General features: G+C 63.9%; 12 protein-coding genes and 1 pseudogene. 12 read left to right on the plus strand and 1 reads right to left on the minus strand.

Going from position 1 to position 21,693, the window contains the following annotated elements; translation table 11 throughout:
* Positions 1-9 precede the first annotated feature (9 nt).
* The 8 genes from HFP57_RS16420 to HFP57_RS16455 all read left to right on the plus strand — a co-directional run bounded on the left by HFP57_RS16420 (position 10) and on the right by HFP57_RS16455 (position 14,174).
* Complete coding sequence (locus HFP57_RS16420) at positions 10-2,640, plus strand: winged helix-turn-helix domain-containing protein (RefSeq protein WP_176870801.1); 2,631 nt, start codon at positions 10-12, stop codon at positions 2,638-2,640.
* Positions 2,641-2,755: 115 nt separating this feature from the next.
* Entirely contained in the window at positions 2,756-4,630 is a 1,875-nt protein-coding gene (locus HFP57_RS16425; RefSeq protein WP_176870802.1) for a hydantoinase/oxoprolinase family protein, read from the plus strand.
* 2 nt (positions 4,631-4,632) lie between these two features.
* Positions 4,633-5,043 (plus strand): acetone carboxylase subunit gamma, encoded by a 411-nt coding sequence (locus HFP57_RS16430; protein WP_176870803.1) that lies wholly within the window; start codon positions 4,633-4,635, stop codon positions 5,041-5,043.
* Positions 5,043-7,199, plus strand: a complete 2,157-nt coding sequence (locus HFP57_RS16435) for a hydantoinase/oxoprolinase family protein (RefSeq protein ID WP_176870805.1) — start codon at positions 5,043-5,045, stop codon at positions 7,197-7,199. Before HFP57_RS16430 ends, HFP57_RS16435 begins: the two co-directional genes overlap by 1 nt.
* The gene (locus HFP57_RS16440) at positions 7,196-9,457 is read left to right on the plus strand and encodes a hydantoinase B/oxoprolinase family protein (protein WP_176870807.1); all 2,262 of its coding nucleotides are present in this window, start codon (positions 7,196-7,198) and stop codon (positions 9,455-9,457) included. Before HFP57_RS16435 ends, HFP57_RS16440 begins: the two co-directional genes overlap by 4 nt.
* 2 nt (positions 9,458-9,459) lie before the next feature.
* Positions 9,460-10,197, plus strand: coding sequence for a hypothetical protein (locus HFP57_RS16445; protein ID WP_176870808.1), 738 nt, complete (start codon positions 9,460-9,462; stop codon positions 10,195-10,197).
* Positions 10,194-11,768, plus strand: coding sequence for a long-chain-fatty-acid--CoA ligase (locus HFP57_RS16450; protein ID WP_176870809.1), 1,575 nt, complete (start codon positions 10,194-10,196; stop codon positions 11,766-11,768). Before HFP57_RS16445 ends, HFP57_RS16450 begins: the two co-directional genes overlap by 4 nt.
* Positions 11,769-11,891: 123 nt before the next feature.
* Entirely contained in the window at positions 11,892-14,174 is a 2,283-nt protein-coding gene (locus HFP57_RS16455) for a TonB-dependent receptor (protein ID WP_176870810.1), read from the plus strand.
* Positions 14,175-14,461: 287 nt separating this feature from the next.
* Here HFP57_RS16455 and HFP57_RS16460 read toward each other — a convergent pair whose 3' ends face one another.
* Positions 14,462-16,411: a flavin-containing monooxygenase gene (locus HFP57_RS16460; RefSeq protein WP_176870812.1), complete on the minus strand. Its 1,950-nt coding sequence runs from the start codon at positions 16,409-16,411 to the stop codon at positions 14,462-14,464.
* Positions 16,412-16,641: 230 nt separating this feature from the next.
* On the opposite strand from HFP57_RS16460, the pseudogene HFP57_RS16465 reads away from it, so the two are divergent.
* The 4 genes and pseudogenes from HFP57_RS16465 to HFP57_RS16480 all read left to right on the plus strand — a co-directional run bounded on the left by HFP57_RS16465 (position 16,642) and on the right by HFP57_RS16480 (position 21,606).
* Positions 16,642-17,835 (plus strand): annotated as a pseudogene (locus tag HFP57_RS16465) (CaiB/BaiF CoA transferase family protein).
* Between the two features lie 175 nt (positions 17,836-18,010).
* Positions 18,011-19,204, plus strand: a complete 1,194-nt coding sequence (locus HFP57_RS16470; protein WP_176870813.1) for an iron-containing alcohol dehydrogenase — start codon at positions 18,011-18,013, stop codon at positions 19,202-19,204.
* Between the two features lie 77 nt (positions 19,205-19,281).
* On the plus strand, positions 19,282-19,959 hold the full coding sequence (locus tag HFP57_RS16475; RefSeq protein ID WP_246263208.1) for a TetR/AcrR family transcriptional regulator: 678 nt from the start codon (positions 19,282-19,284) through the stop codon (positions 19,957-19,959).
* Positions 19,960-19,989: 30 nt separating this feature from the next.
* Entirely contained in the window at positions 19,990-21,606 is a 1,617-nt protein-coding gene (locus tag HFP57_RS16480) for an AMP-binding protein (protein WP_176871376.1), read from the plus strand.
* Positions 21,607-21,693: the final 87 nt, after the last annotated feature.

The raw sequence follows: 21,693 nt of genomic DNA on the forward strand, positions 1-21,693 counted from the left end.
CGATAGCCTTTGGACTTGCGACGCGAAAACCTGCTCGAGAGAATCCGCGCCAGCGGTGCGCAGCTGATTCTCGTCCAGGCGCCGGCCGGCTATGGCAAATCGTCCCTGCTGCGCCAGCTCGCGGCGGAGGAAGAGGCCGCCGGTGGCCGGGTCGCCTGGATAACGCCGGTTTCGCAGGATTCCGATCTCTCGCGGTTCGTGCAGATGTTCGTCGGCGCCGCCGAACGGCTGGTCGAGGAATCGGGCGGCGAATATACGGGCGCGCGCCGCGATATTCCCGGGCTGGTTGCCGCCATCAAGGGCTCCGCGCTGCTGCTGCTCGACGAATATGACCAGTTCGCGGACGGCCAGGCCGACGCCCTGCTCGAACGAATCATCGAAGCCCTGCCGCCGGGCAAGCGGATCGCCGTCGCGACGCGCGCCGTGCCCGATATCGCGAGCGCCCGGCTCAAGCTTTCTGGCCGGGCGATCATGCTGGGCAGCGTCGATCTGCGGTTCGATCTCGGCGAGGCCTATCAGTTCCTTGCCGAGCGCTGCCGGCTCGGTCTTGAGGAGGTCCGCCGCCTGCACAGGCGCATCGACGGCTGGCCCGCGGCGCTCCAGTTCATCAACCTCTCGCTCTCCTCGACCAAGCAGGGATCGGCGACCGCCCTGCGCAGCGGCATGACGCACGAGGTGGTCGACTATCTCGCGCAGGAGGTCTTTTCGGCGCAGAGCAAGGAGACCCGCGAGGCGATGCTGGCGATCTGCCTTGCGGACCGGCTATGCGGCGAACTGGTCGATCACCGGCTCGGCGGCAAGACGGGCGGGGTGCTGCTCAATCGGCTGTGTGACGAGGGGCTGTTCCTCGATCCCGTCGACGGCGACAAGCATTGGTTCCGCTTTCACCCGTTGTTCGGCGATTTTCTGCGCGCACAGCTCAAGCAGGAGATCAGCGCCGAGGCGCTGGCGGACCGGCACGCCCACAAGGCCGAATGGTTCGCCGCGGCGGGGATGAACGAGGTCGCGATCAGCCATTACCTGGCCGCCGGCCACACCGAGAAGGCGGCCGAATGCCTCGAACAGGTCGCCGACCAGCTGGTGCGCGAGGAGCGGCTCGGCCTGCTGGTGTCGCTCCTCGAACAGCTGGGCCTCGAGATCGTCCAGGCGCGGCCCAAGCTGCTCGATGCGGCGATCATCGCCTATGGATTCCGCCGACAGTTCGCCAAGGCGCACAACCTGCTCAACCTGTGCGAGGCCGCGCTCGCCGAAACCGATGCCGACGCCGTGCAGCGCGCCGAACTCGAAGTGCTGCGGATTTTCGTGCTGGCCGCCGAAGACCGGGTCGCCGAAATGGGCGAGCGTGCCCGCGATGCGGAAAAATGGCTCACCGAGGACCAGCCTTTCTCGAAAGCCGTCGCGTTCAATGCCTTCGCTTTCTGGCTCGGCACGCAGAGCCAGTTTCCCGAAGCGCACGACCTGCTGCTGCGGGCGGTGCCGCTCCACGAAAAGGCACAGAATTATTTCGGCCGGTCCTATGCCGATTCGATCCATGCCAGCCTCAAACTGTCAGAAGGGGAACTGGGCGAGGCGATCGACCATCTGCGGCGCGCGCTGCGCGAGATCGACATGGAGGCGCCGGCCGGCATCCTTGCCGGAAGCGTGGTCGCCGCGCATCTCGGCGAGGCGCTGTACGAACGCAACAATCTCGTCGAGGCCGAGCAGGTCATCTCGGCCTATCTGCCCCTGATCCAGCAACAGTCGATCGTCGATCCCCTGTGCCTGGGCGTAGTGACTCTGGCCCGCATGGCCGCGCTCAAGGGCAAGAGCGAATATGCGCACGAACTCTATGAATATCTGATCAGTTCTGGGCACAAATACGGGCTGGCGAGGCTCGTCAATTGCGGCCGCGCGGAGCTCGTGCGCGAGGCGACGCTGCACGGCGATTTCGAGACCGCCGAGCGGCGGCTGCGCGCGCTCGGCGCAGATGCGCGGTTGCCGACCGAAGGGCAGCTGATCTTCGTCAGCGGTGAGCTCGAAGCGCAGCGGATCACCTATGCCCGCTTCCTCGTCCATAGCGGCCGGCACGCCGAAGCGCGGGCGGTGCTCCAGGCCGAAATCCGCACGGCATCGGTCAAGCGGCGCGTTCGCCGACTGATCCGGCTGAAGACACTGCTGGCGATCAGCCTGGAAATGGACCGGCAGCTGGCCCATGCGCGGCGGGTGATGATCGAGGCGGTCGAACTGGCCGCGCCTGGCCGCATGCAGCGCATCTTTCTCGACGAGGGGTCGGCCGCGATCCGCATGCTCAACCACCTTGCCAGCGAAAATTTCGCGACGGCGCCGCAATGGGCCGAGGACGATGTGGCGCAGTATGTGAAGACGCTCGTCAAGCTCGGCGAAGGCGGCAGCATCGGAACGGACGACAAGGGCGACGACCGGGAAATGGCGATCGAAGGCCCGAGCGAAAGCCTGACGCCGCGCGAAATCGATATTCTCCACTTTCTCGCCAAGGGCCATTCGAACCGGGATCTGGCCGATCGCCTCTCGGTTTCCCAGAACACGGTCAAATTCCACCTGCGGAACATCTTCGCCAAGCTCGACGCGGGTAATCGGATGCAGGCGGTCCAGGCGGCGCGGCACTTCAAGCTGATCGATTAGCCGGCCGACCTACCCACCCGGGTGGGGCCGTGGACGCGGTGCTGGGTCAGATGATTCTCTTGAACGATGAAAAGGGGTGGGACGACCCGCCCGACGTTCGGGGGAGAGTGCGGTTATGGGCCTGCTGGTCAATATCGACAATGGCGGTACGCTGACGGACATTTGCGCCTTTGACGGCGAAAGGACCGTCCATGCGAAAACGCTGACGACGCCGCACGACCTGACCGAATGCCTGATGGCCGGGCTGGAAACGCTCGGCGAGAGTCTCGGATGGGAAGGCGATCTCGTTCAGCTCGTCGCCGCGATCGACCATCTCCGCTATTCGACCACGCAAGGCACCAACGCCATCGCGCAGCGCAAGGGGCCGCGGCTCGGGCTCCTGGTCGCGAACGAGGCCCAGGCGGTCGCGATACGCGAGGCCGCGCCGGAGCTTTTCGCGGGACTGATCGATACGCGATGGGCGGCGATCGACGGCGTTTCGACCCTGGAATCGGTTCAGGCCGTGCGCGCGCTGATCGCCGACGGCGCGAGCCGGCTCGTAATCTGTCTTGACGGCGATCGGGCCACGGACGCCGAAGCCGACCTCCGGCGCGCGCTCTATGCGGCGTTCCCCCGGCATCTTCTCGGTGCCGTCCCGCTGCTGTTTTCGACCGACCTCGCCCCGGGCGCCGATGCGGTTCGCCGCGCCTGGTCGGGTTTGATCAACGCCTTTCTCCACCCGTCGATGGAGCAGTTTCTCCATCACGCGGAGGACAAGCTGCGGCGGCACCGCATCCGCAATCCGCTGCTCGTTTTCCGCAACGATGGCGGGTCGACCCGGGTTTCGCGCACCATCGCGCTCCATACCTATTCGTCGGGACCGCGCGGCGGCGCCGTCGGCGCGGCGGTGCTGGCGCGCCATTACGGGTTCGAGCGGTTCGTTTCGATCGATATCGGCGGCACGACGACCGACCTCGCCATATTCGAAAAGGGCGAGGTGGCCGAGCATCGCTTCGGCGACGTCGATGGCGCGCCGATCGCCTTTCCGGTCGCCGATGTGCGGAGCGTCGCGGTGGGCGGTGGCTCGGTCCTGTCGGTGGCCGAGGGCGAGATCCGGGTCGGGCCGGAAAGCATGGGCGCCCTGCCGGGCCCCGCCTGCTTCGGCCGCGGCGGCACGGCGGCGACGATGACCGACGTCATGCTGTTGGCCGGCATTCTCGATCCCGATAGCTATTTCGGTGGCAAGCTGGCGCTCGACAGGGAGCGAGCCGAAAAGGCGGTGCGCGCCCATATCGCCGATCCGCTCGGCATCGATCTCGATCAGGCGATCGCGGCGGCAACGCAGGCTTATGAAGGGAAGATCGCCGATGCAATCGGGGATCTGGCAGGGGGCGGTGCGATCGACGCGATGATCGCCTTTGGCGGCGCCGGGCCGATGAGCGCGTGCGGCATCGCCGAGAAAGCCGATATAGGCCGCGTTGTCGTTCCGCGATTCGCCGCCGTGTTCAGCGCCTTCGGCATCGGCTTCAGTCCGGTCCGCCACGATCATGCGGAACCCGTTTCGGCCTTCGCGCCCGAGCCGGTCGAGCGAGCGCGCGCCGCTCTCGAGCAGCGTGCGGCGCGCGCGATGGAAAGCGAGGGGTTCGCGCTCGATGAATGCGAATTGCGATGGAGCGGGCTCGTCGGGTCCGGCGACGAGGCGCAATCCGTCCCATTGGACCAGGCGCCTACGGACGCCGCCGGTCTGGTCACCCTCGAGGTCGTTCGCGCCATCCCGGCGACGGCGCTCGGTCCGGCAAGCCAGTCAACCGAGAACGAAGCGGCGTCGGCGGAGCAGCGGGTGGCGATGGGCGGCATGCCGCTTTACCGGCTCGAAGCATTGTCTCCCGCCGATGGCGCGAGCGGCCCGTGTCTCGTCGAGGAGCAGTTCTTCACGGCCTGGATCCGCCCGGGCTGGCGCTTCGCGATTACCGGAAACCACGATCTCCTCGTCGAGCGGGAAGGAGCCTGACCATGCGTGTCTTCATCACCGACGCCCTCGCAATCGATCTCGACAGCGAGCAATGGATCTGCACCGGCTGCGACGCCGAACTCGGATCGGCGCGGGAGAACTACAAGAAGGGGCTGCGTGTCCGTCCGCGCGATCCGCGCGAGATCCACGCGCCGATCATCGATCCCGACCGTTATGAATTCACCTTCGCGCCCGACCCCGAATGGGTGCGGATCGTCGAATATTACTGCCCGCACTGCGCCCGGCAGATCGAGGCCGAATATCTGCCGCCCGGCCATCCGCCGGCGCATGACATCGATTTCGATCTCGATGCGCTCAAGGCCCAATGGGCGGACCGCGAGCCGCTTGCCGAGCCGGCGCTCGGTCCGGAATTCGTCGCGCCGCCGCATCATCACAAAAAGGGAGGCGGCTGATGCAGCGCGTTTCCGTCGATATCGGCGGCACCTTCACCGATTGCTTTCTCGTCTGGGGCGACGATTACGTCTCCGCCAAGGCGCTGACGACGCACCAGAATCTGGCGCTCGGCTTCAATGCCGCGCTCGGCCAGGCGTTCGAAGAGGTCGGCGTTTCGCTGGAAGAGGTCATGCGCGAGGTCGACAGCGTCCGCTACGCGACGACGCTCGGCACCAACGCGCTGATCGAACGGCGCGGGCCGGCCGTCGGGCTGATCACCACGGCGGGCTTCGAAAGCAGCATACCGCTGAGCCGCGGGCGCGGTTACGGCGAGGGTCTGTCCGATCGCTATCGCAAGGACCTGCCGATGGCCGAGCGGCCCGCGCCGATCGTGCCGATCCCGATGATCGCCGGCGTACGCGAACGGATGTCCGAGCGCGGCGAGGTGATCATGACCCTCGACGAGGACGATGTCCGCGCGCAGGTCAGGACGCTCGTTGACCGAGGCGCCCAGGCCTTCGTCGTCAGCCTCGTCAACTCGGTCGTCAATCCGGCGCACGAGCTGCGCGTCGAGGAACTCATCCGGTCCGAATATCCCGAGCATATGCTGGGCTCGGCGCCGATCATCCTCGCCCATCTCGTCGCAGGCCGGAAAGGCGAATATGCGCGGACATCCTCGGCCATACTCGACGCCTTTCTCCACAAGGCGATGTATCTGGGCCTGTCGACGCTCGAACTGAACCTGCGCGAGAACGGGCATGAGCGCCCGATGCAGGTCGTCCACAATTCGGGCGGCATGGCGCAGCTCAATTCGACCGACGCGCTCCAGACCATCCATTCGGGGCCGGTCGCCGGTATCGGCGCGTCCGAACATCTCGCCGCGGAGACAGATCTCGGCAACATCGTCTGCAGCGACATGGGGGGCACCTCCTTCGATATCGGGCTGGTCGTCGAGGGCGGCGTCAAATTCTACGATTTCAATCCCGTGATCGACCGCTGGATGGTCAACATCCCGATGGTCCATCTCGTCACGCTCGGCGCGGGCGGGGGATCGATCGCGCGCTACGACCGGTTGCGGCGGACCGTCGCCGTCGGCCCGGAAAGCGCGGGCTCCGATCCCGGCCCGGCCTGTTACGACAAGGGCGGGCGCGAGGCGACGGTGACCGATGCCGATCTGCTGCTCGGCTATCTCGAGCCCGACAATTATGCGGGCGGGCGCATCGCGCTCAGCGAAAAGCGCGCGGCCGCGATGTTCAAGCGCAATGTCGCCAAGCCGCTCGGCATCGACGAGATCGCCGCCGCCAAGCTCGTCAAGCAGAAGATCGATCACGACATGGCGAACGGCATCGCCCAGGAATTGCGCGCGCGGGGCTATGAGCCGCGCCAGTTCACCCTGCTCGCCTATGGCGGCAACGGCGCGCTCCATGCCTGCGGAATCGCCAACGCCATCGGGATCGAGAAGGTTCTGGTGCCGCCGTTCAGTTCGATCTTCTCGGCGGTCGGCGCGGGCAATATGGACCAGCTCCATATCCATGAACGCTCGCTCTACCTGCAAATCTACGACAGCGTGACCCGGGCGCTGCTCGACGATTTCGACGCGTTCAACGCGATCGTCGAGGGGCTGGAGGCACGGGGCCGCGCCGATCTGCAACGTCAGGGCTATGCCGACGGGGATATCGAACACCGGCTCGAACTCGACATGCGCTACGGGAACCAGCTCGCCCAGACCGCGGTCGTCGTCGGCCGCAACCGGATCACGAGCAGCGCGGAACTGCTCGAGCTGATCGAGCTGTTCGGACGCGATTACGGCAAGCGGTTCGGCGAAGGCAGCCAGGCGCCCGAAGCCGGCATTCGCGTCAACACGATCCGCGTCGCCTCCTATGTCCGGACCCCCAAGCTCCAGTTCAAGAAGGTGTTGCCCGCCGCCGACAGGCTGCGTCCGGCGCCCGAACCCGTCGAGCGCCGCGCCTGCCATTTCGTCGATCACGACGGGCCCGTCGAAACCGGTTTTTACCGGCTCGAGGATCTCGAACCGGCGATGCTGGTGACCGGCCCCGCGGTCGTGGTCTCGGAATCGATGACCTTCCTCGTCGAACCCGGCTGGCGGCTCGCGATCGGCGACTATGGCGCGGGTTGGCTCGAACGCGTCGACACCAACAGCGGAGAACGGCCATGACCCTCGACACGTCCGACGCGCCCGGCGGGGCCGCGGGAGAAACGCCCGACGAGGGCGTCAGCGAATTCCTGCGCGACGCGAGCCTGTTCCTCGCGCCCGACAAAACGATCATGGAAAATCACGGCATCGAGGAGCGCACCCCGCTCGAGGACCGCTGCATGGCGGCGGAGAGCGATCCGGCGCGGCTCGAGATCGTCCGCGAACGGCTGCTCGCGGGCGCCAACGAGAGTTTCGACATGCTCGAAAGCATGGGCGCCGCACCGGGCGCGAAATGGGGCGACTGCGTGTCGGCGATCTTCACCGCCAAGGGCGATCTCAGCCTGGCGAGCACCGGCGGCGTCGTTATCTTCTGCAATCTCGTCCAGTATCCGATCAAGTTCATCAACAAATACTGGACTGGCGAACCGACGGTCGGCGTGAAGGAGGGCGACGTCTTCCTCGTCAACGACGCGCGCTACGGCCAGGCGCACAATACCGACCAGTCGATGATGATGCCGGTCTTCTGGGAGGGCGAACTCGTCGCCTGGGCCGGCGCGACCGTCCATGAAGGCGAGAATGGCGCGATCGAGCCGGGCGGCATGCCCTCCATGGCCGAGCAGATCTGGGACGAGGGGCTGAAGATGTCGCCGTTCAAGGTCGCCGAGAATTACACCTTGCGCCGCGACATCGTCACCTTCCTCCAGAATTCGGTGCGCGAGCCCAAGCTCCAATATTCGGACATGAAGGTGAAGATGTTCACCTGCCGCCGGCTAGAACAGCGGATCCACGAGGCGATCCGCGAATTCGGCGTCGAGGCGGTCGTGTCCTGCCTGCGTTCGAACCTCGAAGACACCGACACCGAGGTCCGCCGCCGGCTCGAGGAATGGCCCGACGGCACGGTGCGCCACAGCTGGTGGACCGACGGCACCCTGCGCGAGAATGCTCTGATCAAGATCAACCTGGCGCTCACCAAGAAGGGCGACACGCTGATCTTCGACTATCGCGGCTCGTCGCCCGAATTCACCAACCGGTCCAACAATTCGCTCGACATCACGCTGAAGGGCATGCTGGCCCAGCTGTTCCTGACCTATGTCTGGCCGGACCTGCCGCGCAACCAGGGAGTGCTCAACCCGATCGAGTTCGTCTTCGACGAGCGCTCGATCCTGAAACCCGATTTCGGCACGCCGAACGCGCAGAGCATGATGTCGGTCTTCACCTCGTGGAGCGTCGCCCAGGTCTCGGTGATGAAGTTCCTCTATTCGGTGCCGCGCAAATATACCCGGGTGCTCGCGCCCTGGTTCAACATGATTAACACCTTCCTGTTCGGCGGCGTCACCCAGCATGGCGAGATGGTCGGCAATGTCTGTGCGGACATCAACGGCATGGGCGGCGGCGCGCTGCCCGACCGCGACGGCCAGCACAGCTGCGCGCCGATCTTCGCGACGATGGCCGATATCGGCGAGCAGGAATTCATGGAGGAGGAGATGCCCTTCGTGCAGCTCGTCTCCAAGAAGCTGATGAAGGACAATCAGGGTTTCGGCCGCCAGCGCGGCGGCATGGGCTATCAGATGATCCTCGCGCTGCGCGACAGTCCGATCTGGGGCTTCATGCTGACCGCGATCGGTTCCAAATTCCCCAACGTGCCGGGCCTGTTCGGCGGCTATGGCTGCCCCACCTATCCGCTCTCTCGCATTTCGGGCGTCGACGTTTTCGAGAAGATGCAGAGCGATCCGGCCAGCTTCCGCTATTCGATCGAGGCGCTGATGAACGAGCGGCCCTTCGAGGACGGCGAATACAGTACGCATCCGATGTTCCTGCCCTATGCGCTGGCCGAGCGCGGCGAGCTTTACATGATCGCGCAAGGCACGGGCGGCGGCTTCGGTGATCCGCTCGAACGCGATCCCGAAGACGTGATGCGCGATTTCGAGGAAGAGCTTGTTTCCGACGATGTTGCATGGCGCATCTATCGCGTCGTCTTCGATCCGGAAACGCGGATCGTGGACCGGGAGGCGACCGCCGCCGCGCGCGACGATGTGCGCAAGGAGCGGCTCGCCGAAAGCCTCTCCTTCGACGAGTATTGCGCGCAGCATGTCGCCGACGGGCCGCCGGCGGAGCTGCCCTATTTCGGATCGTGGGACGATCCGGCGATGGTCTATGCCGGATCGCGCGATCGCTATTTCCCGGCCGGCGCGGTCAATCCGCCGGTGATCATGCAGAATCCGCTCGAGGCGAAGATCGAGCGGCTCGAAGCCGAACTGGCCCGGGCCGGCAGGGGCTGACGATGGGGCGGACGCTCTGGATCGAGGCCCATGGCTACGCGACCGCGCTCCTGCAGGGCGGCGAAGAGCCGTGGAGCGCGCCAGGCGAGATCGGGCGGCTCTGCGCCGAGGCGGCGGAATTGCTCGATGCCGACCGGTTGCTGCTGCCGCTCGCGCCGCTGCTCGACCGGTTCGCGCCGCCCGGTGGCGACGCTCCGGAAGACCGGGCCGAACGCCTCGACGATGCGGTGGCCGACGGTGCCTTGCTCGCGGCGCTGACGGATGCGCTGGCTTCGCTGGACGGTGCCGCGATGCTGGACAGGATCGTCCCGGTTCTGCCCGGCCCCGCAGCGGCTATCGGCGGGAAGGATGACGAAGATGCGCTCGACACCGCCGCGATGGCGCTCGGCGATATCCTGCGCACGCTGGGCGAGTATCGGCTGGCGGCGGTGGCGATCGCGGAAGCCGACGCGGCCGGCCTGGCGGCGGCGAATCCGCTGTTTCGCATCGCCGACCATCTGGGCTGCGCGATGGCGGTGCTCGGCCAGGCCGACCATCCGCACGCCGAATTCTGCTTCCCCGAACCCCGCGACGCCATCTCGCCGGTCGGCAAGGGCGATTGCCAGACGATCGGTGCCCGGGCGCTGGTCCGGGCCGATATCGCGCGCGCCGAGGCCGCACAGCTTCAGATCGCGATCGGCGCCGATATGGGTCCCGAAATCGTCCTGGAATGCCTGGCGGCGTTAAGGGCCGGCGAATGAACGAGACGCTGCTGTTCCACGACATGTTCGATTTTCTGGCCCGCAGTCGGCCGGACCAGCTGTGCATCGACGACGGGACGCGCGTCTTGCGTTTCGGCGAGGCGGCGGACGAGGTGAACCGGATCGCCAATGGCCTTCTCGCCCTGGATTTGGGCAAGGGAGACCGGTTCGGCTATCTGTCGCAGAACTGCGCCGATATGTGGCTGATGTATCTGGCCGCGGCGCGGACCGGCGCGGTTCCCGTGCCGCTCAACTATCGTCTCGCGCCCGCCGAATGGCGCTATATCCTCACCGATGCCGAGGCCAAGGCGCTGTTCATCGGCAGCGGTTACGACGCGGCGATCGCCTCGATCGCCGATGAGCTGCCCGGCATCTCGCACTATCTCTCGTTCGACGCGAGCTGGGATCGGGCGCGTGGCTGTCGGGACTGGCTGGCCGAACAGTCGGCCGCGCCCGTCACTTGCGAAATCGCGTCAGACGATATCTTCTACCAGATGTATACGAGCGGCACGACCGGACTGCCCAAGGGCGTGATAGTCACCCATGCCAATTATGCCGCCAATCTCGCCCAGGCCGCGAACATGATCACCCGGCTGCCCGATGCCGGCGACACGGCCCTTGTCGTCACGCCGCTCTATCATGCGGCCGCGGTCTGGATCGCGGCGCTGTGCACGGCGCGCGGCATGGCGATCATCCTCAAGACGGAATTCGATCCGGCCGATGTCGTCGACACGCTCGATCGCGAGCGCGTCGCCTTCACTTTCCTCGTGCCGGCGATGATCCAGGCCTGTTTGACGCAGGTTCCGGATATTGCGGAGCGCGACTGGTCGGCGCTGAAACTGCTGATGTACGGGGCCTCGCCGATCGCCGAGGACGTGTTGCGGCGGACGGTCGGCCTGTTCGGCTGCGACGTCTACCAGGCCTATGGCCTGACCGAGACCACCGCGATCCTGACCCTGCTGGGCGCCGACGAGCATCGCCGGGCGCTGTCCGGGGAAGCACATCTGCTGCTTGCCGCTGGCCGGCCGTTGCCAGGCACCGATTTGCGGATAGCCGACGAAGACGATGCGCCGCTCGGCGAAGGGCGGATCGGCCAGATACTGGCCCGCGGGCCGCAGATCGTGCCCGGATACTGGAAGCTCGACGAGGCGACCGCCGGTTTCCGCGAGGGCGGCTGGGCGCATACCGGCGATGCCGGCGAAGTCGACGCCGAGGGCTATCTCTATATCCGCGACCGGATCAAGGACATGGTCGTCAGCGGCGGCGAGAATATCTATCCGCGCGAAGTGGAGAATGTGCTGTTCGACCATCCCCGGATCGTCGATGCCGCCGTGATCGGCGTGCCGGATCAAAAATATGGCGAGGCGCTGCTCGCGCTGGTCGTCACGGACGACGGTGCGGACATCGATGCCGACGAGGTCATCGCCTTCTGCCGCACGCGGCTCGGCGGTTACAAGGTGCCGCGGCGCATCGAGCGGACGGATGCGCTGCCGCGCAACGCCAGCGGCAAGGTTCTCAAGACGGAATTGCGCAAACCCTATTGGGAGAAAGCCGGACGGTCGGTGGGATAGTCGACGCCAGCCCACCCATCCGGGCGGGGCGAATTGGCCCTGCCTCCACAATCACGACACATGGCGTCGTCTATCTGACGCCGCGACAGAGCCCGAAAACGGGACGGACATTGGGAGGGAAGAATGACGATCACGCGGGGAGCATTATTGGCTGGAATCGCGGCGATGGCGATACCGGCGGCGGTTCACGCGCAGACGGACGGCGCTTCGCCGGACGCCGAACCTTCGGTTCTGGCGTCGCCGGCCGAAGAGACCACAGGCTTTCGCCCCATCATCGTGACCGCCCAGCGGCGCGAGGAATCGCTGCAGGATGTCCCGCTTGCGATCAGCGCGTTCGATTCCGAGCGAATAGCGGAAAGCGGTTTCAACGATGTCGAGGACCTGTCCTCGACCGTCCCGAACCTCAATATCAGCGCGCTCTGGGGCACCTCCAATCCCAAGATCTTTATGCGCGGCATCGGCAACAACAACTTCAACCAGACGGCCGAGAGCAAGGTTGCCGTCTATCTCGATCAGGTCTATCTTTCGGCCCCGTCGGGTCAGCTTTTCCAGATGTACGATCTCGACCGGATCGAGGTCCTGCGCGGACCGCAGGGAACGCTCTACGGCAAGAACGCGACCGGCGGCGCGATTTCGGTCTATTCGCGCCTGCCGGACGGCGATCTCGAAGGCTATGTCCGCGCCGGCTACGGCAATTACGACGCGTTCGACGTCGAGGGCGCAGTTTCGGTGCCGCTCGGCGACACGCTGTCGGCGCGCTTCGCCGGCACCTATCAGCGCCGCGACGGCTATCTGACCGATCTCGGCACCGGCCGGCAGGTCAACGATGTCGATCAATGGGCGGCGCGGGCGATCTTCCGCTGGCAGCCGACGAGCGACATCGACATCCGGCTCAACATCCATGGCGGCGGATCGGACTCGACACACAACAACAGCGCGCATCGCGGCATCTTCGATCCGGTCCAGCTGGCGGGCGGCGCGTTCGTCAAACTGCCGTCGAGCGCGATCATCGCCGGGCAGGGCGTCGATCTTCTCGGCTATCAGGATCCCAACCCCGATCCCTATGTGAACACTTATGAACGCGGCACCTTTGCCGATATCGATCTGATCGGCGTGTCGCTGGTTGGCGATTTCACCTTCGGACGCGGGTTCACGCTGACCTCGGTGACCGGCTTCGAACGGTCCGAACGCCATGTGTTGCAGGAAGGCAACGGCGCGCCGAGCACGATCTTCACGATCGATTGGGGGCCGTCCGAGTTCGAGACGATCTCGCAGGAGCTGCGCCTGAGCTCGCCGGCGGAGGACCGGTTCAGCTGGCTGATCGGCGTGTTCGCCTATCACGAGCGGGGCGAGGTCAACAATTTCTACAATCTCGCCGATGTCAGTTTCGCGCTGGGCGGGCTCGAGGCGTTCGACCAGTTCTACGTCCAGGAAACCGACACCTATGCGGCCTTCGCCCAGGCCGAGTTCGACATCACCGAGCGGCTGAGCCTGACGATCGGCGGCCGGATCAACTATGAGGAGCGGAATCTCGATCATCGGAGCTTCGGCACGGATGCCAATCGCATGTCGCTGCTCCCCGGACCGCTGTTCGACATCGCGCTCGAGGAAGGCTGGACCGAATGGTCGGGCCGCGCCGCGCTCAGCTACGAGTTCACCGAAGACGTCATGGCCTTTGTCAGCGTCAACCGCGGCTTTACCAGCGGCGGCTTCAATACCGGCGCCTTCAACGACCCGGTCGGCGCGCTCGAAATCTACGATCCGGAGATCGTGGTCAGCTACGAGGCGGGGCTGCGCACGACCCTGCTCGACCGGCGGGTGCAGTTCAACGCGACGGCGTTCCTCTACGATTACAGCGATCTCCAGGTGTTCACCTTCACCGCCGGCGGGCTGCAATTCATCGAGAACGCGTCGGACGCCCGGATTTCGGGGCTCGAATTCGAACTCCAGGCGCTGGTGACCGACAATTTCGAGGTCGGCGGCAGTCTCGGCCTGCTCGACAGCGAATATCGCAACTTCACGCGGCAGGTCGGCGGGGTCGTCGAGGATCTGAGCGGCAACCGGCTGACCGGAGCCCCGAACACGCAGTTCAACCTCTACGGCCGCTATACCGTCCCGACCGATATCGGCGATTTCACCCTGCGCGGCGATTTCACCTATACCGGCAACCGTTTCTACGACGAGCGGCAGCTGCGCGAGTTGAGCAGCGAGGGCGCGACGACCAATCTCGATATGCGGTTCAGCTGGACGAGCATCGACGAGCGGGTCGAACTGGCCGTCTGGGCGAAGAACCTGACCGACGAGGTCAATATCATCGATGTCGTCGAGGTCGGCCTCTTCGGATACCAGAATGTCTGGTACAACACGCCGCGGACCTACGGACTCACGTTGGGATACCGCTTCTAGCATCCATCGTCGGCGGCAAAGACGCGATCTAAGTATTTCCCCAGCTTCGAATTTCAGGGCCCCAACCAGAGCGAATTGTTTTTCGTGGTATTTCTTGTGGTGCCCCGCAAGAAATCCCGGAGGAAGATTTTTTAAAATCAAATATTTACCGTCTGTGTTCGAATCCCACCTCTCCGCCAGTAGCTTACTTCTGCCCAATTCACACAGTTGCTTGCGGCCCGTTCGAACGCTGGTCGCACACGCGCCAGTTAGGCGTTGCATAAGGGCTATGAACTGTCTGCCAGGCGTCAGGCAGGCTTCTTCCTCTCGGTCCCGCGGGGGTCGCAACCGAAAGTCAAATGCTGCGGATCGGCTTCCCGCGTCATCCGCCAGAAGGCGTCATTTCGCCACGGCGTGATGGCGATGACACGGCCACGGGAATTGCGGTACCAGTTTCCCGTCCCCGGATGGGTCCAGACCAGCCGTTCGTGTGCCGCGTCGATCTTGCCTCTGTATTCCTCATATACCGGCTCGCGGACTTCGACGGTTTCGGCGCTCCGTTCGACAAGCTTCTCGATAATCCGCCCGGAATAATGCACCTGATTCTCGATATTGCGGATCATGCTGCCGCCATGCCCCGATCCGACGTTTGGGCCCAACAGGACGAAGAAATTCGGGAAGCCGGGTACGAGCGTTCCCAGATAGGCAGCAGCATCGTCATTGTCCCAGAAATCGCGCAGTACCCGTCCGTCGCGGCCGATCACGTCATAGGAACCAAGTACCTGGGTCGTCTGATAGCCTGTCGCCAGGATGATGACGTCGGCTTCCACCGCGTCTCCTGAACCGGAAGCCAGCGTGTTGCCGTCCACGTTCGCGAGCCGGTCCGGCACCAGCGTGACGTTGGGCTTCCGCAACGTCCGATACCAGCCATTGTCGAGCAGCATCCGTTTTGCAAAGGGCGGATAGGTCGGAAGGACGTGCGGCAGCAAATCCTGCCGATCATCCAACTGCTCGCGAACATAGTGAGTGAAATGTTCGCGATGCCCATCGTTGATCGCGTTAACGGCGCGGTCGGGTTCCGGCCAGTCGGGATCCCGATGCAAAGTGCCGAGGACACGATCGTTGAACGTCCATGACAGCCGCTGTTCGAACCAGGCCCTGTACAGCGGCACCGCCTGCATCAGGTACCGGACCCCGTCGGGCACCTCCTTGCGAAACTGCGGAAAGGGTGCGGCCCACTGCTTGGAACGTGCGAAGATCGTCAGTTCCGAAACGGTGTCCGCTATGGCCGGAACCACCTGCATTGCCGACGCGCCGTTACCAATCACCGCGACGCGCTTGCCGGCAAGGTCGAGATCGGCGGGCCATTGGCAGGTGTGGACGACCCGGCCGGCAAATGTTTCGAGACCGGGAATCTCGGGCATGTTCGGTGTATTGAGAATGCCGACCGCGCTGAAGAGGATATCGGCACGGTGGATGTGTTCATTGCCGTCGCGATCGGCGACGGTGACCTTCCATTTTGGTTCGTCGGCGAGCCATTCGGCTTTCCGCACGGTCGTTCCGAAATCCGTATGGTCGTGGAGACCATATTCTCCAGCCGTATCTAAAAGATAGTCCTTGATCTCGTCGCGGAGCGGGAAATATTTGGACCAGTCATTGGGGCGGAACGAAAAGGTATAGGTGAGGTTCGGTGTGTCGACGCCGCAGCCCGGATAGCGGTTTTCCCACCAGGTTCCGCCAAACTCTTCGTTCTTTTCCAGAATGCGGAAGTCGACACCCATTTTCTGCATCTGGATGGCTGCACAAATTCCGGAAATGCCCCCACCGATAATGACCGCTTCTCGCTTGCGCTTGACCTTGGCCGGCGCGTGCGCAGGATCGAGCTGCATGCCCGCGGCAATGATGTCTCCATATTCCGCCGGAACCGCTTCGCCCATCGCAACGGCCAGCATTTCCGCCAGTTCCGCATTGTCCGGCCGGGGAAGCCGAAGCGGACGACCCTTGAGCCATTGCGCAATCGCTTCGAACGCCGCGTCGCGGATCTCGTGCTGGATCGACGGCTCCAGACCAGCTGTGTCATTGTCGTCAAGGCCGCGGCCGCGATGCGGCGTATAGGGCGCGTCGAGCCATTTGCGTTCGCCGGTCATCTGGACGAGGCACATGAGTAGGGTAGGAATATTGGCCTGCTCGACGCCGCTGCGCAACCTGTCCCAGTCAATGTCTGCCCGCTCCACAGGCCGCTGTTCGATGTCACTCATGTCTTGTCGGTCTCCTTAGCGGGCGACGGGAGCGCCTTGCGGCTGGCCCGGTGATGGCTAAGTCGGGGTCGGGAAGCATGAACCTTCGGTAAAAGTCGCACTTTACCTCGCCTCTCCGACCTTGGCCTTTTCTCGGATCGATACTGACATAGCTTGAAGATACTTGCCAGTATAATTTTCGTCTTTTAGGAAAGTTAGGCTCTAGACAAGGTGAAACCGACCGGAAAGGGATGCTGTCGTCGCCTATTGTCGGTCGGAGCTACGAAGGAAAGGAGGCGATATGGGCGAAGGGCCGCTGCGAGGGTATACGCGTTCTCGAATTTGCGGGTCTGGGGCCTACCCCGTTCGCTGCGATGATGCTGGCGGACATGGGTGCGGAGATATTGCGCGTCGGACGGATCGGCGCACCGTCGCCGGTGGGCGGCGACGAGCGCTTCAACCATCTCCACCATGGGCGGGCGTCGATCGCTGTCGACCTGAAATCGGCAGAAGGGCTGACTCTGGCCAAGGATCTTGCTGCCAATGCCGACATATTGCTTGAAGGTTTTCGGCCCGGCGCGATGGAAAAACTGGGCCTCGGTCCGGACGTACTCATGAATGACAATCCGGAACTCATATACGGGCGCATGACTGGTTGGGGGTAGGACGGTTCGCTGGCGCAAAAGGCCGGGCATGACATCAACTATCTGTCGGTAACCGGCGGACTGTATCTGATGGGGCCGCATGACGGACCTCCGGTCCCGCCGCTCAATCTCGTCGGGAATTTCGGCGGCGGCGGCATGCTGATCGTCGCTGGGCTGCTTGCAGCGCTTGTGGAACGAGCAGGGAGCGGCCGCGGCCAGCTGGTCGACGCGGCGATGGTCGATGGCGCGTCCCTGCTGCTGACCCAGATATTCGCTTGGTCGCAAATGGGCATCTGGAGAGCCGGGCGGGGCGGAAATCTGCTTGACGGGAGCGCATATTTCTACCGCTGCTATGAGACAGCGGACGCGAAGTTTCTGGCCGTCGGCGCACTCGATTCGGAGTTTCACGCAGAGTTTCTGCGTGGCCTGGATCTTGATCCGGGCGATTATGGCGATCATCTGAATCCGGTGCATTGGGAGGCCCGCAGCACCAGGATTTCAGCCATAGTCAGGCAAAGGTCACAGGCCGAATGGCTCGATATTTTCGATACGCGGGACGCATGCGTCACCCCGGTTCTGTCGCCGGACGAGGCCGTCGACTATCCGCCCAAAGTGATGCGGAACGTTCATGGCGATGCGGGCATGGGTATGCGGCCCGCGCCGGCACCCCGCTTCGGTCGGACACCCAGCCATGGTCCGGACGCGGTAGCGTTCGGAATGCGGGAAAGTCTCCGATCTTGGAAAATCGACACCGCCCGCATCGATCGACTGATCGGACAACAGTTGGTGGCGATGGATTAGATGCTCTTGGGAGGACAGTGACGGCGCGGGCCGGGATGGAGAGATCGGCTTATTCTCTTGGCCGCCACTGGACAGAGTTACACAAGCTGAATATACCCAATGCTTGAAAATATACCGATGAGTATATGGGAGGCGGCGAGCGACCGGCAAGAACCGGCGAAGGCCATGAGAGGAGATGTCTGCGGTGACCCAGTCCGGGCAAATGGTATTTACCTCGACCGAAAGCGTGGTTTTCGGCCGCCCGGCCGCCGAGGCGCTGTCCGATATCGCGGATGCTCGCGATGCGCGCCGGATATTCTTACTGGCCAGCGAAACGCTGCGTACCAGCACGCCCGAAATCGAACGAATCGAGAAGGCGCTTGGCAAGCGTCACGCGACGACGTGGAGCGGATTGGCACCCCATGTGCCGAGAAAGGATGTCGTCGCCGCGGCCGATGCGGCGCGCGCCTGCGACGCCGATCTCATCGTCACAGTCGGTGGCGGCTCGGTCACTGACGGCGGAAAGATCGTCTCGCTGCTCCTCAAGCACGGTGTCGATGCGGTCGAAGCGATGGAAGCGCTTCGCGTTTATGTGACCGAAGAAGGCGAAGTCGTGAACCCGATAGCCGACGATCCCGATGCCGGTCCGGACGTCCGCACAATCTGTATTCCGACGACCCTGTCCGGCGGTGAGTTCAACGCCCTCTCCGGCGCGACCGACGAAGTGACCGACCATAAGCAGGGGTATGAGCATCGGGCGATGGCGCCGGTCGCCGTCTTGCTCGATCCCGCGATGACGGTACACACGCCCGAATGGCTCTGGCTGTCCACCGGGGTGCGGTCCGTCGACCATGCGGTCGAAACTTTGGCCTCGAACCAGTCGAACGATTTTGCCGACGGGCTGGCCGAGAATGCGTTGCGCATGCTGGCCGAGGGAATGCCGAGGTCCAAGCGCGACCCGAACGATCTCGACGCGCGCCTCAAATGCCAGATGGGAGCCTGGCAGTCGATGATCCCGATCATCGGCGGCGTCCCGATGGGCGCCAGCCATGCGATCGGTCATATTCTGGGCGGCGCCTGCGATGTGCCGCACGGTTACACCTCCTGCGTGATGTCTCCCTATGTGCTGGCCTGGAATGCCGAGCATGACGACAGCCGCCAAGTTCGTATTCGCGCCGCCTTGGGCGCGGGCGACAAATCCGCATCGGAGGCGCTCGACGGCATGATCCGGTCCCTCGGCATGCCCCGTACGCTGGCCGAGGTCGATGTCGGTGAAGATCGCTTCGCGCAGGTTGCCGAGCTGACTCTCGAAGACATTTGGGGCCGCACCAATCCGCGTCCGGTAACCGGCGCGGATGACATTATGACCATCTTGCGGCGCGCCGCATGAGTCGCGCCGGCTTCGCCTCGACCGAAATTCCCGCTACTGATCGTCGGACAAGTGCGACGCGAAGAAGGGAAGGGCAATTGGCGAAACTGGAGCTGAAAGACCGTGGACGGCTGAAGTCGGAATTGCTTGCCTACAAGCGAAACCGGATAGTCGAGGAAGCCGGCCATTTGTTCTATGAACTCGGCTATAGCGGAACGACGCTGGATGCGCTGGCCGATCGACTCCACGTCACTAAGCCGTTTCTCTATTCCTACTTCAAGAACAAGGATGCGATCCTTGCGGCCATTTGCGAGACGGGCATCAGCGAATCGCTCGAAGTGCTCGAGCAGGCATTGGCCACTGGCGGCACGCCGCGTGCGCAGCTGATCGAACTTGTCCGTCGCGTCGGACGGATCGTGATCGAACGGCAGGAACATATCGTCGTCTACCAGCGCGAGATGAAGAATCTCGGCCGGGCCGATTTTCAGCGGATTCTCGGTCTCAGGCACGAATTCGATCATCGGATTGCGCAGCTGTTGAGAGCCGGAACCCGGGCGGGCGATTTTGCGACCGATGCGGACTCGCTCGTGTCGGTATGGGTCGGCGGCCTGATCAGCTGGATCCCGGTATGGTTCTCGCCGGGCGGACGGCGGTCCGAGGAGAATGTCATCGACCAGCTTGTCGATGCCTGTCTGCGCATGGCGGGCGCGCGTCCCCTTGATGACGATGAACGGCTTGAATCTCCGGACCGCGTGTCCGGCAGAGGACAAGAATAGGAGCGTGGTGCGTTGAGCGACACCGAAGGCATGGCCGACTTTCCCGATCCCCGTGTGCCGGACCGGGATCATTGTGTCGCGCGCTACCTCATCGATCGCTGGGCCGTCGAGCGTCCGGAAAAGGATTACGTGATCTTCGAGGACGGCGAGCGCTGGACCTACGCCGAACTGCGCGAGCGGGTTCGCACCTGCGCGGCGGGGCTGCAGAAACTGGGCGTCCAACATGGCGATACGGTGTCCGTCTGGCTCCCCAATGGCAAGGATGTGCTGCTGGCCTTTTATGCGATCAACTATCTCGGCGCGGTCTTCGTACCCTTCAACACCGCCTATCGCGGGTCGCTCCTCGCGCATGTCATCGAAAATGCGGATTCGCGACTGATCATTGCCCACTGCGGACTGGTCGATCGGCTTGCCGAGATCGAGCTTGCCAGTCTCGAAACACTGGTCGTGACCGGCGCCCTGGAGGACAACCCTACCGATCTCGCGCTGCACGCCTTTGCCGACCTGTCCGACAATGACGGCGAGGTGTCGGATCCGGAACGGCGGATCGATCCCTGGGACCCGCAATCGATCATCTACACGTCGGGAACGACGGGCCCGTCGAAAGGCGTGCTGTCTTCCTATCTTCACATGTACAGCAACGCGGGCCCGGAATCCTGGCCGATGGTGGGCGAGGACGACCGATATCTGGTGGCCGCGCCTATGTTCCACATCGGCGGCATGGGCGCAGCGTTCGTCATGCTGGCCCGTGGTGCGTCGATTGCCCTGCTCAACAATTATTCGACCGACACCTTCTGGGAGCTTGCCCGCAAATATGAGGCGACGGTTGTTTTCCTGCTCGGCGTCATGGCGACGTTCCTGCTCAAGCAGCCGCCGAGCGAACAGGATCGCGCCCACCAGGTCCGGGCGGCATTCATGGTGCCGCTGTCCGACGACGCGCCGGCATTCACCAAGCGATTCGGCCCCGACATCTATACGATCTTCAACATGACCGAGATTTCCTCGCCGATCGTTTCCGAGCCCAATCCGGTCAAGCGGGGCACGTGCGGCAAGGTACGGCCGGGCGTGGAGGTGCGGCTGGTCGACCAGAATGATTGCGAAGTCGTGGTCGGCGAGATCGGCGAGATGCTCGTCCGGACCGATCGGTCTTGGGCGATGAACAGCGGGTATTACCGCAACCCCGAGGCGACGGCCGAAGCTTGGCGCAACGGCTGGTTCCATACGGGCGATGCCTTCAGGCAGGACGAGGACGGCAATTTCTATTTCGTCGATCGGGTCAAGGATGCGATCCGGCGACGCGGCGAGAATATCTCCTCTTTCGAGGTCGAGGTCGAGGTCTGTACCTATCCGCAGGTTCGCGAAGCGGCTGCTATCGGTGTCCCCAGCGAATATAGCGAAGACGAGGTGATGGTGGTCGTAGCGCCAGTTCCCGGTGAAACCATCGATCCGATCGAACTCAGCACATTTCTTGCCGAACGGATGCCGTATTTCATGGTGCCCAAATATGTCCGGATCGTCGACGAACTGCCGAAAACGCCGTCCGCCAAGGTGCAGAAGGCCGAACTTCGCAAAGAAGGCGTGACCGCGGACACATGGGATCGCGAGGCCGCCGATATCCGGCTGCGGCGCGAGGTTCTGAGCAGCTAAAAAATTTCGGCCTGTATACTGATCAGTAGAATAAACGAGAGAAGATAAAGGGAGTAGGCAGTGGGTAAATCGAAATCACGGGCGCTG

The sequence above is a fragment of the Parasphingopyxis algicola genome, assembly GCF_013378075.1.
GTDB classification, from domain to species: Bacteria; Pseudomonadota; Alphaproteobacteria; order Sphingomonadales; family Sphingomonadaceae; genus Parasphingopyxis; species Parasphingopyxis algicola.